Genomic DNA, 19447 nt, shown 5'->3' on the forward strand with positions numbered 1-19447 from the left:
GCCCTGATCAGGCAGCGAGCACAGCCGCGGCGGCCTCGAGCGCCCCAGTGCCACGGGGGATGTCCAGCGCGGCCAAAGCTGTTTCAACACCGCCCAGCATTGCCATGATCATCTGCCCGTTGACATGCCCCATGTGACCTAAGCGGAAATATCCGTCATAGTCCGCCATCCCCAGGCCGATGCCCAGCGTCAAACCCAACTGGTTCTCCGTAAAGGCGCGCAGCGGGGTGCCCCGGCCATCACTAAGGCGCAGGGACGTGACCGCGCGGCTGCGATGGGCACGATCTGTCACGTTAAGATGCAATGCACCGCCTTCTGACCAAGTTTCGCACGCTTTCCAGATTGCTTTGGCCAAGTGCTCGTGGCGCGCCCAAACCTGCTCGATCCCTTCTGCATGGATCAGATCCAGCGCGGCACGCAGGCCATAGAGGTGGTGCGTGGGTGCTGTACCATTGAAATACTGATAGAACAGGTCCGGGTTCGCGCGCGGCTGCCAATCCCAATATTGCGATACGCGCGGCATTGTAGCCCGTTTCGCCTGTGCTTTGTCGTTAAAGAACGCAAATCCCATACCTGCCGGGGTCATCAGCCCCTTTTGACAGGCACTGACCGTCACATCGACACCCCATTCATCCATCTCGAACCGGTCACAACCCAGAGACGCGATGCAATCGGCCATCAGCAACGCCGGATGACCAAGATCGTCCAGAAGTTTGCGAAGCCCGGGAATGTCGTTGCGGATCGAACTGGATGTATCCACATGGACCGCCAGCACGGCCTTGATCTGGTGGTCTTGGTCGGCGCGCAGCGCATCAGCGATTTTGTCTAAATCCCACGCCGAAGCCGTTCCAAAGTCGATCAATTCAACCTTTGCCCCGATCCCTTCAGCCATTTCGGCCCAGCCGTGGGTAAAGCGGCCCGACGCCGGAGCCAGCACCGTTTCACCCGGTGCAATCACGTTGGAAAGCACAGCTTCCCACGTGCCATGGCCGTTGGCGATGTAAATCGCCACATTATGCCGGGTTCGTGCAACACGCTTAAGGTCGTTGGTCAGCGCGGGCATCATTTCTATCAACTCACCGTCATAGATATTCGGTGAAGGACGGTGCATGGCTTGTAATACGGCATCGGGCATGACCGACGGGCCAGGAATAGCCAGATACTCGCGCCCTTGCGCAAGCGAAACTTTGTTTGTCATGAGGTCAACCTGTTTGAATTGACGCCCAACCTAGCAAGGGTTCTGGCGGCGTCAATCCATCAGCTTGGATGCTTCGCTTGCCAGCGCCTCGATCCCAGCCCAATCGCCCGCTTCGACAAGATGTTTCGGTGCGACCCAGCTGCCACCGGCACAAATCACATTGGACAACGACAGGTAATCGCGCGCGTTAGACGGAGAGACACCACCCGTCGGGCAAAAGCTGATCTGCGGCAGAGGCGCGCCAATCGCCTTGAGCGCGGGTGCGCCGCCCGACGCCTCGGCCGGAAAGAATTTCAGCATGTCATAACCCTTTTCCAGCAAGGCCATCGCTTCGCTTGCTGTGGCAGCGCCTGGTAGCAGCGGCAGGCCTTCGGCCTCACAGGCCGCGATTAGTGTTTCGGTTGCACCCGGAGAGACCCCGAATTGCGCACCTGCGTCCTTGGCGGCGCGGACGTCTTCGGGCGTGACCAGCGTGCCTGCGCCCACGACGCCCCCCGGCACCTCAGCCATTGCCCGGATCGCGTCGAGTGCAGCCGGAGTGCGCAGAGTGACTTCCAGCGCGGGCAGACCACCTGCAACCAGAGCTTCAGCCAGAGGGCGCGCCTGTGCGGCATCATCGACGACGAGCACCGGAACGATGGGCGCCAGCGCGCAGATTTCGCGGGTGCGTTGGGTTTTAGACATGTCTTAAGCTCCGAATATGCTGGCACCTGTGTCGGCAGACCCGACGTTCTGCCGGAACGCACCGAAGAGGTCGCGACCGACACCGTGATGGTTGGATGAAAGATCGGCGGTGGCCGGTGCCCGGTCCAAAACGCCGGGAGTGAGGATTTTCAACGCGCCCTTGACCGCATCAACGCGCAGCATGTCACCGTCTTGCAGATAGGCGATGGCTCCACCGTCCAAAGCCTCAGGGCAGACATGGATTGCCGCGGGCACCTTGCCGGACGCGCCGGACATGCGACCGTCGGTGACCAGAGCCACCTTCTGCCCCCGACCTTGCAGAATTGAAAGGATAGGCGTCAGAGAATGCAGCTCGGGCATCCCGTTCGCCTTGGGGCCTTGGAAACGCACGACAACGATGACGTCATCCGTGAACTCTCCGGCCTTGAAGGCCGCTTTGACGTCATCCTGATCATGGAACACACGTACAGGTGCTTCGACCACCTGATGTTCGGGGGCAACGGCTGAAACTTTCATGACACCGGTGCCCAGGTTGCCCGTCAGGCGCGACAGACCTCCGGTTGGTTGGAACGGATCATTGGCCGGGCGTAAAATCTTTTCGTTCAGGCTGCGGTCAGTCCCATCCTGCCAGACGAGGTCTCCATCGAGCAGCTTGGGTTCTTTGGTGTAGTTCTGGAGGCCCTGCCCCGCGACGGTCAGCGTATCGGGGTGCAACAACCCCTCGTCCAGCAATGTGCCGATTGTATACCCCAGCCCCCCAGCAGCGTGATAGTGGTTCACATCCGCCAGACCGTTGGGATAGACCCGCGCAACCAAAGGCACGACGGCAGAGATGTCGGAAAAATCTTCCCAATCCAACACGATACCACCTGCCCGCGCCATAGCGATCAGGTGGATCAGCAGGTTGGTCGATCCCCCTGTGGCCATCAGACCCACGATGCCGTTCACAAAGGCACGTTCGTCAAGAATCTGGCAGACCGGTGTGTAGTGGTTGCCCAGCGCGCTGAGCGACAGGGCGCGGCGTGCGCCTTCCTCGGTCAGGGCATCACGCAAGGGCGTATTTGGATTGACAAAGCTAGAGCCCGGCAGATGCAAGCCCATGAACTCCATCAGCATCTGGTTGGTGTTGGCCGTTCCGTAGAAAGTGCAGGTGCCGGGGCCGTGATATGCGGCCATTTCGGCAGCCATCAGGTCTTCGCGGCCGACCTCTCCGGCGGCAAATTGTTGGCGGACCTTGGCTTTTTCGTCATTCGGCAAGCCACTGGTCATCGGACCTGCCGGCAGGAAGACGGCAGGCAGATGGCCAAAGGCCTGTGCGCCGATGACCAGCCCGGGGACGATCTTATCGCAAACGCCAAGGAACACCGCCGCGTCATAGGTGTTGTGGCTCAGCGCTACGCCAGTCGCCAATGCGATCACGTCGCGCGAAAACAGCGACAGTTCCATCCCGGCCTCACCTTGCGTGACGCCATCGCACATCGCCGGAACTCCACCTGCGACCTGCGCGGTGCCTCCGGCTGCGCGGATCGCCTGACGGATCAGTTCGGGATAACGCTCAAACGGCTGATGCGCCGACAACATGTCGTTATAGGCGGTGACAATTCCCAGATTGCCTGCCGTGCCAGTTGCCATCGATTGCTGGTCTTCCCCCGAACCCGCATAAGCGTGGGCCTGCCCGCTGCAAGACAGATGCGCACGGGCCGGGCCCTTGGATTTGGCCTGTTCCATTCGGTCCAGATGCGGACCGCGCAGATCGGCGCTGCGGTCGATGATCCGTTTTGTGACGTCGGCAATAACTGAATTTACCATGATTACCCTCCGATCTGACGCCACCGGCGTCCATCGCGATGCATCAGCATCAGTGCTTCTTCGGGACCTGAACTGCCCTGATCGTAGCGGGACGGGCGGTCTCCGCGCTGTTCCCAGCCCTGAATGATGGGATCGACCCAGGCCCAGGCGGCCTCGGCCTCATCACCGCGCATGAACAATGTTTGATCGCCTCGGATGACATCCATGATCAGACGCTCATAGGCATCTGGGGCTTGCGCCTCGGCCCCAAGCGCATCGGCAAAGCTCATGTCCAGCGCCACGTCCGACAGGCGGAACCCGCCCGGCCCCGGATCCTTGATCGTGGTGCGCAGGGTAATGCCTTCGTCGGGTTGCAGACGGATCACCAGCACGTTGCCGTGCAGAGGGCCGACATTGGGGAAAATGGTATGTGGCGGATCGCGGAAGAACACCGCGATCTCGGATTCGCGCGCGCGCAGACGTTTGCCGGTGCGCAGATAGAAAGGCACACCCGCCCAACGCCAGTTACCGATATGAACCTTGAGGGCAATGAAGCTTTCGGTTCGGCTGGCGGGGTTGCCGACATGATCGACATATCCGCCCTCACCCTTGTCCGCCCGGTATTGGCCGCGCGCGATATCCTTGGGTTCGATCGGTTCCAGCGCTTCGATCACCTTGACCTTTTCATCACGTACGGCGTTGGGCGCATATTTCGAAGGCGGCTCCATCGCCGTCAGACAAAGCAATTGAACCAGATGGTTCTGGATCATGTCCCGCATTGCACCGGATTGATCGTAATAGGCCCCGCGCCCTTCAACACCCACGGTCTCGGCCACGGTGATTTGTACGTGATCGATATGGGTGGAATTCCAAAGCGGCTCGAACAGCGAATTCGCAAAACGAAGCGCCATCAGGTTCTGCACGGTTTCCTTACCCAGATAATGGTCGATCCGATAAATCTGATGCTCTTCAAAACAGGCGCGCAAACCTTCGTTAAGTGCCTTGGCCGAGGCGAGATCATGACCAAACGGCTTTTCAACGACGATGCGGCTGTCAGGCGTGGCCAAGCCGGTGTCATGCAAACGCTGCGCGATCCCAGCGAACAGGCTTGGACCCACTGACAGATAAAAAGCCCGGACAACCTCGTCGCGCAGCAACTTTTTGAGACCGGACCACCCAGCTTCACCCAAAGCATCCACGGGCACGTATTCGACATGTGCCAGAAACTGGTCCAGCGTCTCAGGAGAAAAGTCTGGTGCAAATTGCTGCATCGACTTGCGGACCTGATCACGGAACCCATCGCTGTCGATTTCTGATCGTGCCGTACCGATGATCCGCGCGCCTTCGGGCATCTGTCCAATCGCGAAACGATGGCACAGGCCCGGCAGTATCTTGCGTTGCGCCAGATCGCCGGTTGCCCCGAACAGAACCAGGTCGAATGGTTCTACCGGAATTACACGTGAAACCATCATGGGCTCCTTCTGAGTGTGTCGATACCAACCCAGCATGGTACAAAACTGCACAATACCGCGACTGTTATCGCTAACATTGCCCGCGTATTAGAAAGACCCCACGCAAAAATCAAGCAGAGTTTCCGAAAACCCGCGCGTTTTGCGCGTTATCCTTGATTGCGCAGCCATTCCATCACAGCCGGGCGTACGCTTTGCTCACCTCGATGCCGGGCATCGGCGATGATTTTACGTACCTCTGACAGATCACAGCGCAGCAACAGGCTTTTGACCGGGCCAATCGAAGCAGGGCGCATCGACAATGTCCGAATGCCCATCGCCGCCAAGCACAGCGCTTCGACGGGGCGCCCGGCATCTTCACCGCAGAAACTGAGCGGAGTGTCCGAGATATCGCAGCGCTCAACAATCCGCTCCATCAAACTCAGGAAGCTGACATTTAGCGTGTCGTAACGGCGCCGGACCAGTTCATTTTCACGGTCGGCAGCAAAGAAGAACTGCTTTAGGTCGTTGCCGCCGATCGAGATAAAGTCCACCTCGTCAAAGAACTTCTGGGGGGCAAAGGCCAGCGACGGGGTTTCCAGCATCGCGCCAACCTCAAGCGTTTCAGGCAGGATATGACCCAGCCGTTTTTCGCGATCGATGGTTTTGTTCACCTCCCACCGGGCTTCGCGGAACTCGTCCGCCTGCGCGACAAATGGAAACATGATCGTCAGCGGTCGTCCATTCGCAGCCCGCAGAAGCGCTTGCAACTGCATCCGCATGACCCCGCGTTTATCCAGCCCCACCCGAATAGCGCGCCAGCCCAGCGCAGGGTTCGGTTCAGCAACATGCTTCATATAGGGCAGAACCTTGTCTGACCCGATATCCAGGGTGCGGAACACAACCCGCTTGTCCCCTGCCGCATCCAGAACGCGCTGATACTGGGTGACAAGTTCCGACCGTTTCGGCATCTGGTTTCGGATCAGGAATTGCAGCTCGGTGCGGAACAGGCCCACGCCTTCGGCACCTGATGTGCCCAACGACGGCAGATCAGCCATCAGACCCGCATTCATCACCAGATTGATGCGCGCACCATCCCGTGTGACACAGGGAGTTTCTCGGATCGACGCATAGCGTTCCTGCGCCTTGGCCTGCATGGCGATCTTGTCGCGAAAGGCGCTGACCACGGTATCTTCAGGACGCAAATGCACCACGCCCTCATCACCATCGACCAGTATATGATCACCGTTCAACGCTTCGGTCGTAATCCGACCCACATGCACCACAAGCGGGATCGCCAGCGCCCGCGCCACGATGGTGGCGTGGCTGCCAACCGAGCCCTCTTCGAGCACAATCCCCTTCAGCGCGCGCCCATATTCCAGCAGATCACCCGGGCCGATATTGCGCGCGATCAGAATCGGATCCGGCGGCAGATCGGAACTGTCGGTCTTGCCCTGACCGGTCAGGATCCGCAGCAGGCGATTGCTGAGATCGTCCAGGTCCGCCAGCCGTTCGCGCAGATACGGGTCCGTGACCTGCCCCATGCGCGCGCGCGCCTGCGATTGTTCCTTTTCGACCGCAGCTTCGGCGCTGAGGCCAAGGGCAATGTCCTCTTCCATCCGCCGCATCCAGCCTTTGGAATTGGCAAACATGCGATAGGCTTCAAGCACTTTAAGCTGCTCGGTGTCACCGTCCCGAGAAATCTCGAGCATCTTGTCGACCCCGACGCGCAACTCATCTACCGCCCCGATCAGACGCTCGCGTTCTTTGTGTGGGTCTTCTGCTATTGGGTTCGTGACGACCACGCGGGGCTCATGAAGCCAGACATGTCCTTCAGCGGATCCTTCCTGCGCGGGACCACCACGCAGTAGAACCGATTGCTGGTGAAGCGGTGACAGTGCCGCACCCTCGCCCACAAAAGCACCAAGCTCGGCCATTTCGGCCAAAACCATAGCAACCACTTCCAAGGCATAGACTTCGTCAGCGGAAAATTCGCGCGCTTCACGCGACTGAACCACCAAAACACCCAGCTTTTCCCCAAGGCGCTGTACCGGGACCCCAAGAAACGACGAATATCGTTCCTCGCCGGTTTCCGGCATATAACGGAACCCTTTTTCGGATGGCGCATCCGCTGTATTGACCACCTTACTGAATTTGGCAACGCGCCCCACCAGGCCCTCGCCCATACGCATCCGCGTCTTGTGGACCGATTCAGGAGAAAGACCTTCGGTTGCACAAAGCTCCAGCGTCTCATCATCGCGGAACAGGTAGATCGAGCAAACTTCGGCCCTGATGCTGTCGGCAATCAGGTGAGTGATCCGGTCAAGACGTTCCTGACCAGCGGCTTCGCTCGCCATCTCTTCGCGCAACCGCCGCAGCAGCTTGCGGGATTCTGTTTCGGTGCCGTCCGCCATGGCCCACCCAGTTTAGTGTGTCAGGCGAAACCCTTGGCTGAAAAGCTCAGGCCGCCTTGTCCAGTTCAAAGGCATCATGCAGCGCCTGAACAGCAAGTTCCATGTATTTCCTGTCGACCAGAACGGAAATTTTGATCTCAGAGGTTGTAATGACCTTGATGTTGATCCCCTCATCCGAGAGCACCTTGAACATTTTGGCCGCAACACCCGACTGCGAGCGCATACCGATTCCCACAACCGAAACCTTGCAGACGTCATTGTCCGCCACCAGCTCGGCATAGTTCAACTCGCCAGCTTCCTTAATTGCCATCAGCGCTTTTTCTGCGCGGGCCACCTGGTCGGTCGGGCATGAGAACGTCATGTCCGTGCGCCCCTCGTCCGAGATGTTCTGAACGATCATGTCGACGTTCACACCCTCATCACTGAGCGCGGTAAAGATGATCGAGGCGATACCGGGGCGGTCGGCCACCGATACGACGGTCATCTTGGCTTCGTCACGGGAATAGGCCACACCGGCCACAACATTGGATTCCATGATATCCTCCTCGTCGCAGACCAAAGTACCGGCCTCGTCGGATTGTTCTTCGAAACTTGAAAGAACGCGCAGTTTCACCTTATAGCGCATCGCCAGCTCGACCGAGCGGGTTTGCAGCACTTTCGCACCCAGCGAGGCGAGTTCGAGCATCTCTTCGAACGATATGCGGTCCAGCTTGCGCGCCTTTTCGCAGATGCGCGGATCGGTGGTGTAGACCCCATCCACATCTGTGTAGATGTCACAACGCTCCGCACCGAACGCTGCTGCAAAAGCCACGGCCGTGGTGTCCGAGCCGCCACGACCCAACGTGGTGATACGGCCCTCGGGGCTGAGACCCTGGAAACCCGCGACAACCGCTACTTTCATACCTTCGCCGAATTTCTGGTTCAGGTTTTCGGTCGGGATTTCCTCGATCCGGGCCTGGCTGTGGGCGCTGGTGGTCAGCAGCGGCACCTGCCAGCCCTGCCAGCTGCGCGCAGGGATGTCCATTTCCTGCAAAGTCAGAGCCATGAGCCCAGCAGTGACGTTTTCACCCGAAGACACAACGGCATCGTATTCACGCGCGTCAAACAGCGGCGATGTCTCATTCACCCAGCCCACAAGCTCGTTGGTTTTTCCCGACATGGCCGAGACGATGACGATCACGTCATAACCCTTGGCAACTTCGACGCCGATGCGCTTGGCGGCACGGCGGATACGGTCCAGATTGGCGACAGATGTGCCGCCGAATTTCATTACGAGTAAGGGCATGGGGGCAAAAGTCTCCGCGCCTTGGATTGTAGGTTCCGTGCCTCATATGCGAGGGGCACACCAAGAGCAAGGGCGCAAAAGGCACCAGCCTGCGGCGCAGGGCCGCTTTACATTGTGCAGACGCGATGTCAGCCTACGGGCAACAACCATATCAAGAGGTTCTTCATGTTTCGCCTAGCCCTTGCCGTCGCCCTAATTTCGTCGCCAGCCTTGGCTCAGGTCGCAAGTGTCGCTGGAACCGACGGTCAAAACGCACTGGGCACGGTACCTTGCGCCGCAAACGCCGGTGATCCTCTGCAAAGCTGCCATGCAGAGTTGCGCCGCCACGACGACGGCAACATCACACTTGCAGTCGGCCTAGGCGGCGGGCAGGTGCGTAACATCTATTTCAAAGATGGTGTGCCTGAATCCAGCAGCTCGACCTCAAAAATGTCCTATGAAACGCGCGGCGATCTGTTGGTGATCTATATTGATCCTGGCGAAGTCTACGAAATCCCCAAGGCTGCGCTGAGCTCTCAGTAAGCGTGTGGCTGCCCATCATAGGTTTCGAAGCACCCTGTGGTGGCCAGTGACAAATCATCGAACCGCTCGATCAGGCCCGATACGGCCTGTTCCACGTCGATTTCTGCTGCGTCTCCGCCCATGTCCGTCTGGACCCAACCTGGATGATAGATTCCAACGGCGATACCGTCGTCTTTGAGGTCGGTCGCCAGATTGCGCCCCAAATTCAACACCGCCGCCTTGGACGCGCGATAGATATAGCTGCCACCCGGTGCGCGGGTATGCGAGGCCATTTGCGATGATAGGATGGCCACCTTTCCGCGCGACGCTTGTAGATTGGGCAACAAAGCCTGAACCGTCAGGAATACCCCAGTAACGTTGGTTGCAAAGCTCTGCGCCCACATGTCGGCCGGGTAGTCGTTGATCGTGTGACCTTTGTCCAAATATACGCCCGCGTTACAGATCAGAATATCAACGGGTTGGTTCCTCAATTGCTCTGCGAATGCAGCGTGTTGCGCGGGATCGGTTACATCAAGGCGCAGCTGTGCGCTGCCATCGCGAGAGGTTCCTGTAACGGTGTCGCCCCTGTCACTATAGCGCGTGGACAACGCCAGGCCGATTCCGCGATTGGCACCGGTAATCACGATGTGCATGTTTCAGTTTGTCTTTCTGCTGGGTACAAAGGGCAATGGCGCCACAGGCACGCCGTCTTCTATCAGCGACTTTGCCTCATCTGGCTTGGCCTCGCCATAGATTGCACGGTCCGGAGCCTCACCCAGATGAATTTTGCGGGCTTCACTGGCAAAGTCCTTGCCCACGTAGTCCGAGTTCTCTTCGACATGGCGCCGCATCTCGGACAAAACCTTCTCAATCTCGGGCGAAGGTGTGGCCACGTCGATCTTTTCATCCGCAGCAGGCGGCACTTGAAGCTTGGGTTTCGCGTTTCGAGCCGGACGGACACGCGGTGTCATGATCGCCTTTTCGACGTGCACGCACCCGCATACCGCGCAGGTAACCATCCCTGCCGCAGCCAATTTGTCGTAGGCTTCGGCGGATTGGAACCAACTGTCGAACGTGTGGCCTTCACTGCATTTCAACGCGTATTGAATCATGTTCAGTCCAAAAAATCGATTGGCGAATAGATACCGACCCGAATGACAATATCAAGCCTCTCTGGCCCGATCTTAATGTGTGTAAGGCTTAAAGTCTCGTAACAGTTCGGCAAGGCCCGGAGAATGAACCTTCAAAGCCGCCTTTTTGAGCGGATACCACTTGCGTTTTCGCATCCCCTGTTCCGGGAAATCCTGCGAAACGGACCGCACAAGAACCGGGAATACATCCACTAGAATCGGTACAGGCGGGCGATTCAGCCGGTGCTTGTGGTGCAGAAACTGCCCCACCTGCTCCCCAAAACTCTGACCGGCTACACCTGCTTCTTCCCACGCTTCCTGCAGTGCCGTGTCAGCCCGTGACAAGCCGGGGATAAGCCAGCCTTTGGGAATAATCCAACGTTGCGCCCTGCGTGTCGTGATTAGCAAGACCTCGGGGCGATTCCCCTTGATCCGGTAACACAGCGCTGCAGCTTGCTGCAAAACGGGTTGTTCCGCAGATTTGAGATGTTCAACACGCAGCAGCCGTGGCTTCATCGCTTGATGGCCCCTTCAGCCAGTACCATGTCCCTTCGCACATGAGATCCGAGTACACTCATTTTGTGGAAGGCTGCCACAAGTATACCACATGATGTGGATTTCGCCAAGCCAGGTGCGTCTGCTGAAGTGTGATCTACATACGGGCCGCGAGTTGCCGCACCAGATCATCATGCGGAATATCGGCATCGATTGCCAGCCGCCGCAAACCGAAATGCACGCGCGCGATCTGCTGATAATAACGCGTGTAAACATAATTCGTCCCGCCGCCCGCCAAAGCCCCAAGTACAGGAACCGACTGAGCCGCCAGCTTTTGCCCCAGAACAATCGAAAAGCGCGGCGCAACAGCAGCGATCAGGCGCTGTATAGCCGGTCCTGTCAGGGTCAGGCGCACCGAAAAAAAGCCAAGATCCGCCCCATCGTCATGCGACAAAGGACCAGAAGCGGCTAAAACCCGCACGCAATCGAATTTCACATTCTCCGCAGCGGGATCGAACCCTTCGCGGGCTGCAGCCCCTTGAATGGCGCGCAGCAGCAAGGCGGTTGTTGCGGGCAGTTCCATCAAAGCTGTCGAGACACCACCCATCCCGCCAGCCGCACCCATGGCCGTGGTCACGGCTGTGTTCACCCAGGGCTGCTGATCAGGGACAGCGCGCCGCGAACCCTGTGCAGCGTGCATCGCGAGCCACAAAGCCTGCTCGGTTGCTCCGGTCAAGCCATGCCGCACCGGTTCCGGCAACTGCTCAAGCAAAGACTCGGCTGATCCGCCTAGCTTGTTCAAGAGTTTCACACCAGCACCACCGGCAGATCGGTAGTGATCCGCCAGACGATCCAGTTCGGCCTCGGCATCCACGTTTTCGACAAGAACCACGTTCTGCATCTACGCCCTCCTGCCTATCAACATCGGCGTTGCGCGGCGCCGATTCAATAGGTCAGCGGCTCCAACGGGTCACTGCACCCTGCACCCCGGACCATACGCCGGGTCTCAATTCCAATCCCAAAACCCTGTCAGGGTTGGTGGGTGGCGGCATCTCGACCCCACTCAAACGCGCGAATCCGAAACGTTTGTAGTAAGGTTCATCGCCCACCAGCATGACCCGCTGCCACCCGCGCGTGCGCCCTGCGTCAACACCTGCGTGGATCAGATACCCGCCCAGCCCCTCGCCCTGATGAGTAGGGTGTACGGCAACCGGCCCTAGCAGTAAGGCATCGTGGTCGCCGACATGAACGGGCCAGAACCGGATTGCACCGGCCAAAATACCCTGACCATCCCGCGCGACCAAAGACAGCCCCGCAACCGGCGGTACATCATCGCGCAACCGATAAGACGACAAAGCCTCACGACCCGGCGCAAAGCACAGGTCATAAAGGGCCTCAACCTCCCACCAATCGTCTGGCTCTTCCGGCCTGATCCCGAATTGCTGCACCCTGCCCTCTTTTCCTTGCTGGAAATCGCCCTAGCACTTCGCTACGCCTTGGGCAAACGCTTGGAGATCAGATGTTCTATCGCCCCAAAGACGGCCACGGCCTGCCGCACAACCCGTTCAACGCCATTATCACACCGCGTCCAATCGGCTGGATTTCAACCCGGGATGCAAATGGGATCAACAATCTGGCACCTTATTCCTTTTTCAATGGCGTCGCCTACACGCCACCGCAAGTGATGTTTGCCACAACCGGCACCAAGCACGATCAGAACGGAGGCAAGGACAGCATCGCCAATATCGAAGCGACCGGCGTTTTCTGTGTCAACGTGGTGGCCCATGCGCATCGGGACGCGATGAACGCCAGTTCGGCCGGACTGCCGAAAGACGTTGATGAGTTTGAACATGCCGGGTTGTCACCCATCGAATGCGAAACCATTCCGTGTTCCCGGATTGCAGGGGCTCCTGCTGCACTGGAATGCAAGCTCACCCAGATCGTCACTCTACTCGGTGAAGCCAATCGAGTTGTATTTGGCGAAGTAATTGGCGTGCACCTGCACGACGATCACATCCGGGACGGCAAGTTTGATGTGACGTCGTTTCAACCATTGGCACGCCTTGGGTACCGGGATTACTCGGTCGTGTCCGAGTTGTTCTCACTCAATCGCCCAGACGATTGACGTGATCCGGGGGCGCTGCCCCCGCCGCCCGTTCCGGGCGACTCCCCCGAGGTATTTGACGCCAGATAAAAAATAAATCCCCTGCTTCATCTGGCCAAAAATACCTCGGAGCGCGAGGCAGAGCCTCGCAAAAGGCCTAGTGTCCACCCAAAATGCCGGTACGGACAGAGTAGTCGACCGCCAGCTCGTAATCCGGATCATCATCACTGTCGATCATCAGGTGGCCAGCTTTGTTCAGCAGCTTGTGACAATCGCGGCTCAGATGACGCAGCATGACCCGTTTACCTGCCGCCTCGTATTTCGAAGCGATGTTTTCGATGGCCTGCAGGGCTGACTGATCCACAACACGGCTTTCGGCGAAATCAACAATCACGGTTTCCGGGTCGTTCGGGACGTCGAACAGTTCGATGAAACCATCAGAAGATCCAAAGAACAGCGGCCCCTGGATTTCATAGACTTTCGCGCCTTTTTCAGTTTCCGAGTCCCGGGTAACGGCGTGAATACGTTTGGCGTTATTCCAGGCATAGGCCAGGGCCGAAACGATGACACCGACCACAACGGCAACTGCAAGGTCCTCCATCACCGTCACTACTGTCACCAGAACAATCACGAAGGCGTCCATCAGCGGCACCTTGCGCATGATCTTGAACGAGTTCCACGCAAAGGTGCCGATCACCACCATGAACATCACACCGACCAGAGCGGCAAGTGGGATTTGCTCGATCAGGGGCGATGCGAACAGGATGAAGATCAACAGGAAAACCGCAGCTGCGATACCTGCAATACGGGTGCGTCCACCGGATTTCACATTGATCATCGACTGACCGATCATTGCGCAACCGCCCATGCCACCGAAGAACCCTGTCACGATATTGGACGCGCCCTGAGCGATACATTCTTGCGAGGCTCCGCCGCGCTTGCCCGTGATCTCGCCCACCAGGTTCAAGGTCAGCAGGGACTCAATCAGGCCAATGGCCGCGAGAATGACGGCATAGGGCAGGATGATCTCAAACGTTTCCCAGTTCAAAGGCACCATCGGGATGTGGAACGCAGGCAGACCGCCCTCAATCGAGGCCAGATCGCCAACGCGCGGTACATCCAGACCCAGACCTATTACCAGTGCAGCGACCACCAGAATACCGGCCAGCGGTGCCGGAATGATGCGTGTGACACGCGGCATCACCCAGATCACAGCCATCGTCAGCGCCACAAGACCCAGCATGGTATATAGCTGCATCCCCGACAGCCATTCACCACCGCTCATACCATGTCCGGTGTTTTCCATAGTGCCCGGCACTTTGAATTGACCCATCTGAGCCAAAAAGATCACGATGGCCAAGCCGTTCACAAAGCCCAGCATCACCGGATGCGGCACCAAACGGATAAAACGCCCCCAATGCATTGCCCCGGCAATGACTTGGAGAATCCCCATAAGAACTACGGTCGCAAACAGATATTCGACCCCGTGCTCGGCCACCAGCGCGACCATGACAACCGCCAGTGCGCCGGTCGCGCCCGAGATCATACCGGGCCGTCCGCCGATCAGTGCCGTGATCAGGCCCACCAGGAACGCCGCATACAGACCAACCAGAGGGTGCACGCCCGCCACAAAGGCAAAAGCCACAGCCTCGGGCACCAGCGCAAGGGCCACGGTCAGGCCGGACAAGAGTTCGATCCGCAGGCGAGAGAAGGTCAGCCCCTCATCAGGCACCCAGCGCAGATCGGGCATGGCGACGCGGTTGGCAAAACTTGCCAGCAAGGCTCGGGGCATTGGTCAGTCCTATAGGGTTTTATGTTCGCGCGAAGGCGACGTTGTAGCGGACACGAGGGTTTTAAGCTACTGCACCAAGTGGGATGCAGCCATGTGCTTGACGCATACCTCACCCTCGCAGCAACGTGATTTGCGGGACTGTGGCCCAGCAACCAAATCTGAGATCATGCGCTGGATCATACTCTTTCTCTTCTCTGCCCTTCCCGCCCTTGCGCAGGACTTGCAAGGCAACGACACGGCCGGAAACTGGCGCGTGACGCATCATGAGATTTTCGGGATCTGGAATTCAATCTGCGACGAGCGCAAAGAAAATAGTGCGTTGAAACAGCGGTGCTACATCCGGCGGGCAGAAGTTTTCTCATTTCGGCCGAAGTTTGCGGCTCAGTTCGTGTTCATTACGCCAGAACCTGAAGGCTTCAGAATTGAATTCGGAATGGAGCCCGGCACCATTTTCAACCCGTCAGGGTTTCGCATCGACAAAGATAACGAAACGATATGGCGCACGCGGCGTCCGGGATGCCTGACGGGGCTTGGCTGTACCTTTGCAGACCAACGCGCACAAGACCTGCTGGATGCTATGCAAACCGGGGATGCGTATCGCTTTGTTTTCCGCGACAGGCACGGACAATCGCAGAATCTGACGTGGCCACTGGACATGTTCGACGCAGCTTGGGCTGACTTCACCGCGCAGTCTCAACAACGTAACCTGTTGCCAAAACAGGACTAGGCCTCTTGTCAAACTGTGCGCAAGCCCGCACAAATCCAATAGCATTGCAAGACGTGGAGCAGGACAGTGACCCAAACCAAGATTGCCGTCATTGGCGGATCAGGCATCTATGAAATTGATGGGCTGGAAAACGCCGAATGGGTCGCGGTTGAGACCCCATGGGGAACGCCGTCAGACCAAATCCTGACCGGATCGCTGGGCGGTGTCGAAATGGCTTTTCTGCCGCGTCATGGCCGCGGCCACGTGCATTCGCCGACCGATGTGCCCTATCGCGCCAATATCGACGCGTTGAAGCGGCTGGGCGTGACGGACGTGATCTCGGTTTCAGCCTGCGGATCGTTCCGCGAGCACATGGCACCCGGCGACTTCGTGATTGTCGATCAGTTCATCGACCGGACTTTTGCACGTGAGAAAAGCTTTTTCGGCTCGGGGTGCGTCGCCCATGTAAGCGTGGCCCATCCCACCTGCCCGCGCCTGTCGGATGCCTGCGAAACCGCCGGCAAGGCCGCTGGCATCACCATCCATCGCGGCGGCACTTATTTGGCGATGGAAGGACCGCAGTTCTCGAGCCTTGCTGAATCGAAAATGTATCGTGAGCAATGGGGCTGCGACGTGATCGGCATGACCAATATGCCCGAAGCCAAACTCGCCCGCGAGGCCGAGCTTTGCTATGCCTCGATCGCGATGGTCACGGATTATGACAGCTGGCATCCCGACCACGGAGAGGTGGACGTTGCGACCATCATTGCCACTCTGACAGGCAATGCCGACAAGGGTCGCGCTCTGGTCAAGGGTCTGCCCGCGTTGCTGGGGGCTGAACGTGAACCTTGCCCGCATGGCTGTGATAGTGCCTTGGAATACGCAATCCTGACTGCCCCTGAAAAACGCGACCCGGCGCTTTTGGCCAAGCTGGACGCGGTCGCCGGGCGAATTCTCTGAAATCAGTACTGTGGCAGGCGGTCTTGAACGGTCTGCCACACGCCGTATGACCACAACTCGTTGTGGGTTCCGCCGGGAATCAAGAAAAACTCAACCCTCTCGCCGCCCATCTTGGCAAGGCGCGCGCCGTGATGCACTGGAACGGTTTGATCACCTGTGCCGTGGAAGATCAACGTCGGCACCTCGATTGTCCCGATGATGTCGCGGGTGGCAAACTGGTCGTGCATCAGGGCCGATACCGGCAGCCACGGATAGCGTTCCGCCGCCACATCTACGGTTGCAGTGAAGGGCGCTTCCAGCACCAACATCGTGGCTTCGGGTCGTTGTGCCGCCACTTGCGCCGCGACCGCCGTACCGAGGCTTTGGCCGTGCAAAACAACCGCCTCTCCGGCGTCGTAAAGTTGGTCAAACAGCTCCAATCCGTCCGAAACCAAGGTCGCTTGGGAAGGTGTGCCTGTGCTGCCGGGGTATCCGCGATAACTGGGTGCCAGCAGCCCATACCCGCTGTTCAGTATCTCACGCAACCTGTCCGCGCGGTCACCCAAATTACCGCTTTGGCCGTGAAAGAACAAAACGGTCGGTGCACCTTGAGTGGCCGCGGGCGCCGCCCAGACGGTCAGTTCTGTCCCATCCTCCATGGACTTCGTCATGACATCGATATCGACCAATCCGACAGAGGCAGGCTCGGGAAGTACTCCCGAAGGTTTGAACAGCAGCGCGCGCTGGTTCAGATACATGTACCCGACCACAGCGGCGTAGAGCGTTGTGATCAGAACAATGGATACAATGCCCGCGATTTTCCATCGGCTGGTCATCAGACCCGTCCTGGGAACCTTACCGGGAGTTGCGTATTCGCTATGTTCCATCACAGCCTCATTTAGACTTGTTCGCACCATAGACTGGTAGAGGGCGTTTGCAATTCAAGGAAGATGGAGGAGACTTAATCTTGGCTTTAAGGCGAACCTAGCTGGCGTTGAATCGGAAGCTTCCTCCGCAGAACGCATCAATTAGCCGGGAACGAATACGCCCGGCGTCAAAAGAATGGGATTGCTTACTGGACAGGGATGCATTCTGTCCTCGGACAACTGGATTGAGCCTCGAAATGGTCAATGGCCTACTCGCCAACTGGGATCTAGCACGCGTCTGGCCTGCATGGCAGCGATCAGGCAACGGAATAGCGATACTATCCAAGCCGGATCAGCGCCAACTGGCGTTGGTAGCCAAGCTAGATGAAATCACAGGGCGGTCTTTTAGTCCCAGTTTGAGGCAATCAAGGGAATGCTTGCGACTAATGGATACGCACGATACCCCATTCGTCCTTGGACCGCGTCAACCAACCGGGATTGAGTACTGATTTGACCGGCACCGGCGCTTGGCATTCTGGTTCGCATCCGCTGAAGATTATCGACGTTTGCGACAATTGCACCATTTCCATGTCGTCAAGGGCCTCCTGATCGAAGAACAGTGTTTCGACCAAGAATACCGAAAAGTTCGGATCCCTGGCTAATTCCTCGACCTTTGAACGGCAGGACTCATCGAATGATGTACCGTTCTTTGCCTTCCAGAATTGTTTCTGGAATTGCCATTTGGCGTCAGCACCAGAGATCTGCATAGCTTCACCAATCTTGTCGCCGACATATTCCGTGATGGAATCCCATGCGCCGTTCCAACCTAGGGCAATCAGACTTGAACTGTGGATCGAAACCGGATGCGGCCCAACTTGGTTGCCACCGACAACAAGTTCACAAATCATCTGTGGTTCGAATTCTTCCGAAATGTGGTTATACGCAAATGCACCACCCAGCACCGGACCGTTCAACTGACCTTCGGATACGCTGAACTTCTGATACCGCAAATCCGATTCGTTGGCGTTGAACAGGAGTGCTTTACCAGCACCAAACGCAGCTAAACCAACAACGACGACGGCGGCGTACCGCAAATTGAATTTAGGCATGTCATATCCTCTGAACTAGTTCTGAGGATTGGGGCAGCACAGGTCTCCGCCGCAATTAAAGTAGCCGTCCGGGCACGCAGAGGCGACAGTCGGGATCAGCAATATGCCCAACAGAAAAACGGAAACGATAAGTTTCATGACGAACCTCCTATTTTAAAATCGAAACAAAAAATGCGGCGCAACCATAACACAAATTGAATGTTTTGTCGCGAAACTAATAAAACCCGAGTAAGTATTTGAGTATTTTTGTGTTTCACAGCCAAGCGCGAAAGGCATGCTGCTGATACGTCGTGCATATGCGACTTGATTCCTGAAGCTGATTCTCTCAATCTCAGACCGTCAAATCAGGACTTCTGCGATGCAATTTGATCTTTGGCTGGCCTTTGTTGCCGCCTCCACCGCTTTACTGCTTATCCCCGGCCCGACCGTTTTGCTGGTGCTTAGCTATGCCCTGTCCAAGGGGCGCAGCGTCGCGGTTGCTTCGGCGACCGGGGTCGCTGTGGGTGATCTGGTGGCCATGACAGCCTCATTGCTGGGGTTGGGCGCATTGGTGCTGGCCTCGGCGACCTTGTTTTCGGTACTCAAATGGGTTGGGGCCGCCTATCTGGTGTGGCTCGGGATCAAACTGTTGCGCAGTGCACCTGCCGGAGGGTTAGGCACAATTGATACCGCGCGCGACGTGACTGCGCGCAATGTGTTTGGGCACGCTGCGGCCGTGACCGCGCTAAACCCGAAATCCATTGCCTTCTTCATCGCTTTTGTTCCGCAGTTTCTGCGCCCGACCGAACCGCTGGGTCCGCAATTCGCCATCCTGATCGTGACATTCGTGGGGCTGGCCTGGCTGAACGCATTAGCTTACGCGCTGTTGGCCGATCGACTGCGGCGCCTGATTGGCCGCGCGAGCGTCATAACAGCAATGACACGGTTTGGCGGGCTGACCTTGGTAGGGATGGGAGTCGCCACGGCAGTTCTTCGCCGCCCGGCCTGA

The 19447-nt window shown here is 57.9% G+C and carries 20 protein-coding genes; 5 read left to right on the top strand and 15 right to left on the bottom strand.

Translation table 11 applies throughout. The annotated features are described in order from the left end of the window. Positions 1 to 7: 7 nt before the first annotated feature. The 6 genes from GS632_RS11570 to GS632_RS11595 form a co-directional block, all read right to left on the bottom strand. Positions 8 to 1198, bottom strand: coding sequence for an alanine--glyoxylate aminotransferase family protein (locus tag GS632_RS11570; protein ID WP_171238165.1), 1191 nt, complete (start codon positions 1196 to 1198; stop codon positions 8 to 10). 51 nt (positions 1199 to 1249) lie between these two features. Next, positions 1250 to 1882: a bifunctional 4-hydroxy-2-oxoglutarate aldolase/2-dehydro-3-deoxy-phosphogluconate aldolase gene (locus tag GS632_RS11575; RefSeq protein ID WP_171177827.1), complete on the bottom strand. Its 633-nt coding sequence runs from the start codon at positions 1880 to 1882 to the stop codon at positions 1250 to 1252. A 3-nt stretch (positions 1883 to 1885) separates the two neighbouring features. After that, positions 1886 to 3691, bottom strand: a complete 1806-nt coding sequence (edd, locus tag GS632_RS11580; protein ID WP_216601761.1) for a phosphogluconate dehydratase — start codon at positions 3689 to 3691, stop codon at positions 1886 to 1888. Between the two features lie 2 nt (positions 3692 to 3693). Then, a complete protein-coding gene (gene zwf / locus GS632_RS11585) occupies positions 3694 to 5139 on the bottom strand; it encodes a glucose-6-phosphate dehydrogenase (RefSeq protein WP_171177829.1) in 1446 nt (481 codons plus the stop codon). Between the two features lie 149 nt (positions 5140 to 5288). After that, positions 5289 to 7532, bottom strand: coding sequence for a phosphoenolpyruvate--protein phosphotransferase (ptsP, locus tag GS632_RS11590; protein ID WP_171721848.1), 2244 nt, complete (start codon positions 7530 to 7532; stop codon positions 5289 to 5291). Between the two features lie 46 nt (positions 7533 to 7578). Continuing rightward, positions 7579 to 8817, bottom strand: a complete 1239-nt coding sequence (locus GS632_RS11595) for an aspartate kinase (protein WP_171177834.1) — start codon at positions 8815 to 8817, stop codon at positions 7579 to 7581. A gap of 165 nt (positions 8818 to 8982) precedes the next feature. Here GS632_RS11595 and GS632_RS11600 point away from each other — a divergent pair, with 165 nt between their 5' ends. After that, entirely contained in the window at positions 8983 to 9339 is a 357-nt protein-coding gene (locus tag GS632_RS11600) for a hypothetical protein (protein WP_171177836.1), read from the top strand. On the opposite strand, the gene GS632_RS11605 is transcribed toward GS632_RS11600, so the two are convergent. The 5 genes from GS632_RS11605 to GS632_RS11625 all read right to left on the bottom strand — a co-directional run bounded on the left by GS632_RS11605 (position 9333) and on the right by GS632_RS11625 (position 12391). Next, positions 9333 to 9971 carry an SDR family oxidoreductase gene (locus GS632_RS11605; protein ID WP_171238161.1) on the bottom strand — a complete coding sequence of 213 codons (639 nt, stop codon included), beginning with the start codon at positions 9969 to 9971 and terminating at the stop codon, positions 9333 to 9335. The two genes, GS632_RS11600 and GS632_RS11605, sit on opposite strands and share 7 nt — an antisense overlap. 3 nt (positions 9972 to 9974) lie before the next feature. Continuing rightward, the gene (locus GS632_RS11610; protein ID WP_171177840.1) at positions 9975 to 10430 is read right to left on the bottom strand and encodes a DUF1178 family protein; all 456 of its coding nucleotides are present in this window, start codon (positions 10428 to 10430) and stop codon (positions 9975 to 9977) included. A 72-nt stretch (positions 10431 to 10502) separates the two neighbouring features. Then, positions 10503 to 10964 (bottom strand): NUDIX hydrolase, encoded by a 462-nt coding sequence (locus GS632_RS11615; protein WP_171238160.1) that lies wholly within the window; start codon positions 10962 to 10964, stop codon positions 10503 to 10505. Positions 10965 to 11100: 136 nt separating this feature from the next. Continuing rightward, entirely contained in the window at positions 11101 to 11844 is a 744-nt protein-coding gene (locus GS632_RS11620; RefSeq protein ID WP_171238159.1) for an EcsC family protein, read from the bottom strand. Positions 11845 to 11896: 52 nt separating this feature from the next. Then, positions 11897 to 12391, bottom strand: coding sequence for a GNAT family N-acetyltransferase (locus GS632_RS11625; protein ID WP_171177846.1), 495 nt, complete (start codon positions 12389 to 12391; stop codon positions 11897 to 11899). Positions 12392 to 12462: 71 nt separating this feature from the next. Between GS632_RS11625 and GS632_RS11630 the strand changes: the two genes are divergently transcribed. Then, a complete protein-coding gene (locus GS632_RS11630) occupies positions 12463 to 13068 on the top strand; it encodes a flavin reductase family protein (RefSeq protein ID WP_171238158.1) in 606 nt (201 codons plus the stop codon). 136 nt (positions 13069 to 13204) lie between these two features. Here GS632_RS11630 and GS632_RS11635 read toward each other — a convergent pair whose 3' ends face one another. Further along, positions 13205 to 14839 carry a SulP family inorganic anion transporter gene (locus GS632_RS11635; protein ID WP_171238157.1) on the bottom strand — a complete coding sequence of 545 codons (1635 nt, stop codon included), beginning with the start codon at positions 14837 to 14839 and terminating at the stop codon, positions 13205 to 13207. A 91-nt stretch (positions 14840 to 14930) separates the two neighbouring features. Between GS632_RS11635 and GS632_RS11640 the strand changes: the two genes are divergently transcribed. Further along, the gene (locus GS632_RS11640; RefSeq protein ID WP_253284457.1) at positions 14931 to 15566 is read left to right on the top strand and encodes a hypothetical protein; all 636 of its coding nucleotides are present in this window, start codon (positions 14931 to 14933) and stop codon (positions 15564 to 15566) included. A 66-nt stretch (positions 15567 to 15632) separates the two neighbouring features. Continuing rightward, positions 15633 to 16505 (top strand): S-methyl-5'-thioadenosine phosphorylase, encoded by an 873-nt coding sequence (locus GS632_RS11645; protein WP_171235282.1) that lies wholly within the window; start codon positions 15633 to 15635, stop codon positions 16503 to 16505. Positions 16506 to 16507: 2 nt separating this feature from the next. On the opposite strand, the gene GS632_RS11650 is transcribed toward GS632_RS11645, so the two are convergent. From GS632_RS11650 to GS632_RS22265, 3 genes are all read right to left on the bottom strand, one after another. Then, positions 16508 to 17320, bottom strand: coding sequence for an alpha/beta hydrolase (locus tag GS632_RS11650; protein WP_253284458.1), 813 nt, complete (start codon positions 17318 to 17320; stop codon positions 16508 to 16510). Between the two features lie 473 nt (positions 17321 to 17793). Continuing rightward, entirely contained in the window at positions 17794 to 18459 is a 666-nt protein-coding gene (locus tag GS632_RS11655; RefSeq protein WP_171177857.1) for a hypothetical protein, read from the bottom strand. 15 nt (positions 18460 to 18474) lie between these two features. Further along, the gene (locus GS632_RS22265) at positions 18475 to 18597 is read right to left on the bottom strand and encodes a hypothetical protein (RefSeq protein WP_256368547.1); all 123 of its coding nucleotides are present in this window, start codon (positions 18595 to 18597) and stop codon (positions 18475 to 18477) included. 220 nt (positions 18598 to 18817) lie between these two features. Between GS632_RS22265 and GS632_RS11660 the strand changes: the two genes are divergently transcribed. Then, positions 18818 to 19447, top strand: coding sequence for a LysE family translocator (locus GS632_RS11660; protein ID WP_171238155.1), 630 nt, complete (start codon positions 18818 to 18820; stop codon positions 19445 to 19447).

This window comes from Ruegeria sp. HKCCD7296, from assembly GCF_013110775.1.
Classification (GTDB): domain Bacteria; phylum Pseudomonadota; class Alphaproteobacteria; order Rhodobacterales; family Rhodobacteraceae; genus Ruegeria.

Bases quoted from the DNA above. Each gene is read 5' to 3' on its own strand.
- GS632_RS11570 (WP_171238165.1), bottom strand. From the start codon at position 1,198: ATGACAAACAAAGTTTCGCTTGCGCAAGGGCGCGAGTATCTGGCTATT.
- GS632_RS11575 (WP_171177827.1), bottom strand. From the start codon at position 1,882: ATGTCTAAAACCCAACGCACCCGCGAAATCTGCGCGCTGGCGCCCATC.
- edd (WP_216601761.1), bottom strand. From the start codon at position 3,691: ATGGTAAATTCAGTTATTGCCGACGTCACAAAACGGATCATCGACCGC.
- zwf (WP_171177829.1), bottom strand. From the start codon at position 5,139: ATGGTTTCACGTGTAATTCCGGTAGAACCATTCGACCTGGTTCTGTTC.
- ptsP (WP_171721848.1), bottom strand. From the start codon at position 7,532: ATGGCGGACGGCACCGAAACAGAATCCCGCAAGCTGCTGCGGCGGTTG.
- GS632_RS11595 (WP_171177834.1), bottom strand. From the start codon at position 8,817: ATGCCCTTACTCGTAATGAAATTCGGCGGCACATCTGTCGCCAATCTG.
- GS632_RS11600 (WP_171177836.1), top strand. From the start codon at position 8,983: ATGTTTCGCCTAGCCCTTGCCGTCGCCCTAATTTCGTCGCCAGCCTTG.
- GS632_RS11605 (WP_171238161.1), bottom strand. From the start codon at position 9,971: ATGCACATCGTGATTACCGGTGCCAATCGCGGAATCGGCCTGGCGTTG.
- GS632_RS11610 (WP_171177840.1), bottom strand. From the start codon at position 10,430: ATGATTCAATACGCGTTGAAATGCAGTGAAGGCCACACGTTCGACAGT.
- GS632_RS11615 (WP_171238160.1), bottom strand. From the start codon at position 10,964: ATGAAGCCACGGCTGCTGCGTGTTGAACATCTCAAATCTGCGGAACAA.
- GS632_RS11620 (WP_171238159.1), bottom strand. From the start codon at position 11,844: ATGCAGAACGTGGTTCTTGTCGAAAACGTGGATGCCGAGGCCGAACTG.
- GS632_RS11630 (WP_171238158.1), top strand. From the start codon at position 12,463: ATGTTCTATCGCCCCAAAGACGGCCACGGCCTGCCGCACAACCCGTTC.
- GS632_RS11635 (WP_171238157.1), bottom strand. From the start codon at position 14,839: ATGCCCCGAGCCTTGCTGGCAAGTTTTGCCAACCGCGTCGCCATGCCC.
- GS632_RS11640 (WP_253284457.1), top strand. From the start codon at position 14,931: ATGTGCTTGACGCATACCTCACCCTCGCAGCAACGTGATTTGCGGGAC.
- GS632_RS11650 (WP_253284458.1), bottom strand. From the start codon at position 17,320: ATGACCAGCCGATGGAAAATCGCGGGCATTGTATCCATTGTTCTGATC.
- GS632_RS11655 (WP_171177857.1), bottom strand. From the start codon at position 18,459: ATGCCTAAATTCAATTTGCGGTACGCCGCCGTCGTCGTTGTTGGTTTA.
- GS632_RS22265 (WP_256368547.1), bottom strand. From the start codon at position 18,597: ATGAAACTTATCGTTTCCGTTTTTCTGTTGGGCATATTGCTGATCCCG.
- GS632_RS11660 (WP_171238155.1), top strand. From the start codon at position 18,818: ATGCAATTTGATCTTTGGCTGGCCTTTGTTGCCGCCTCCACCGCTTTA.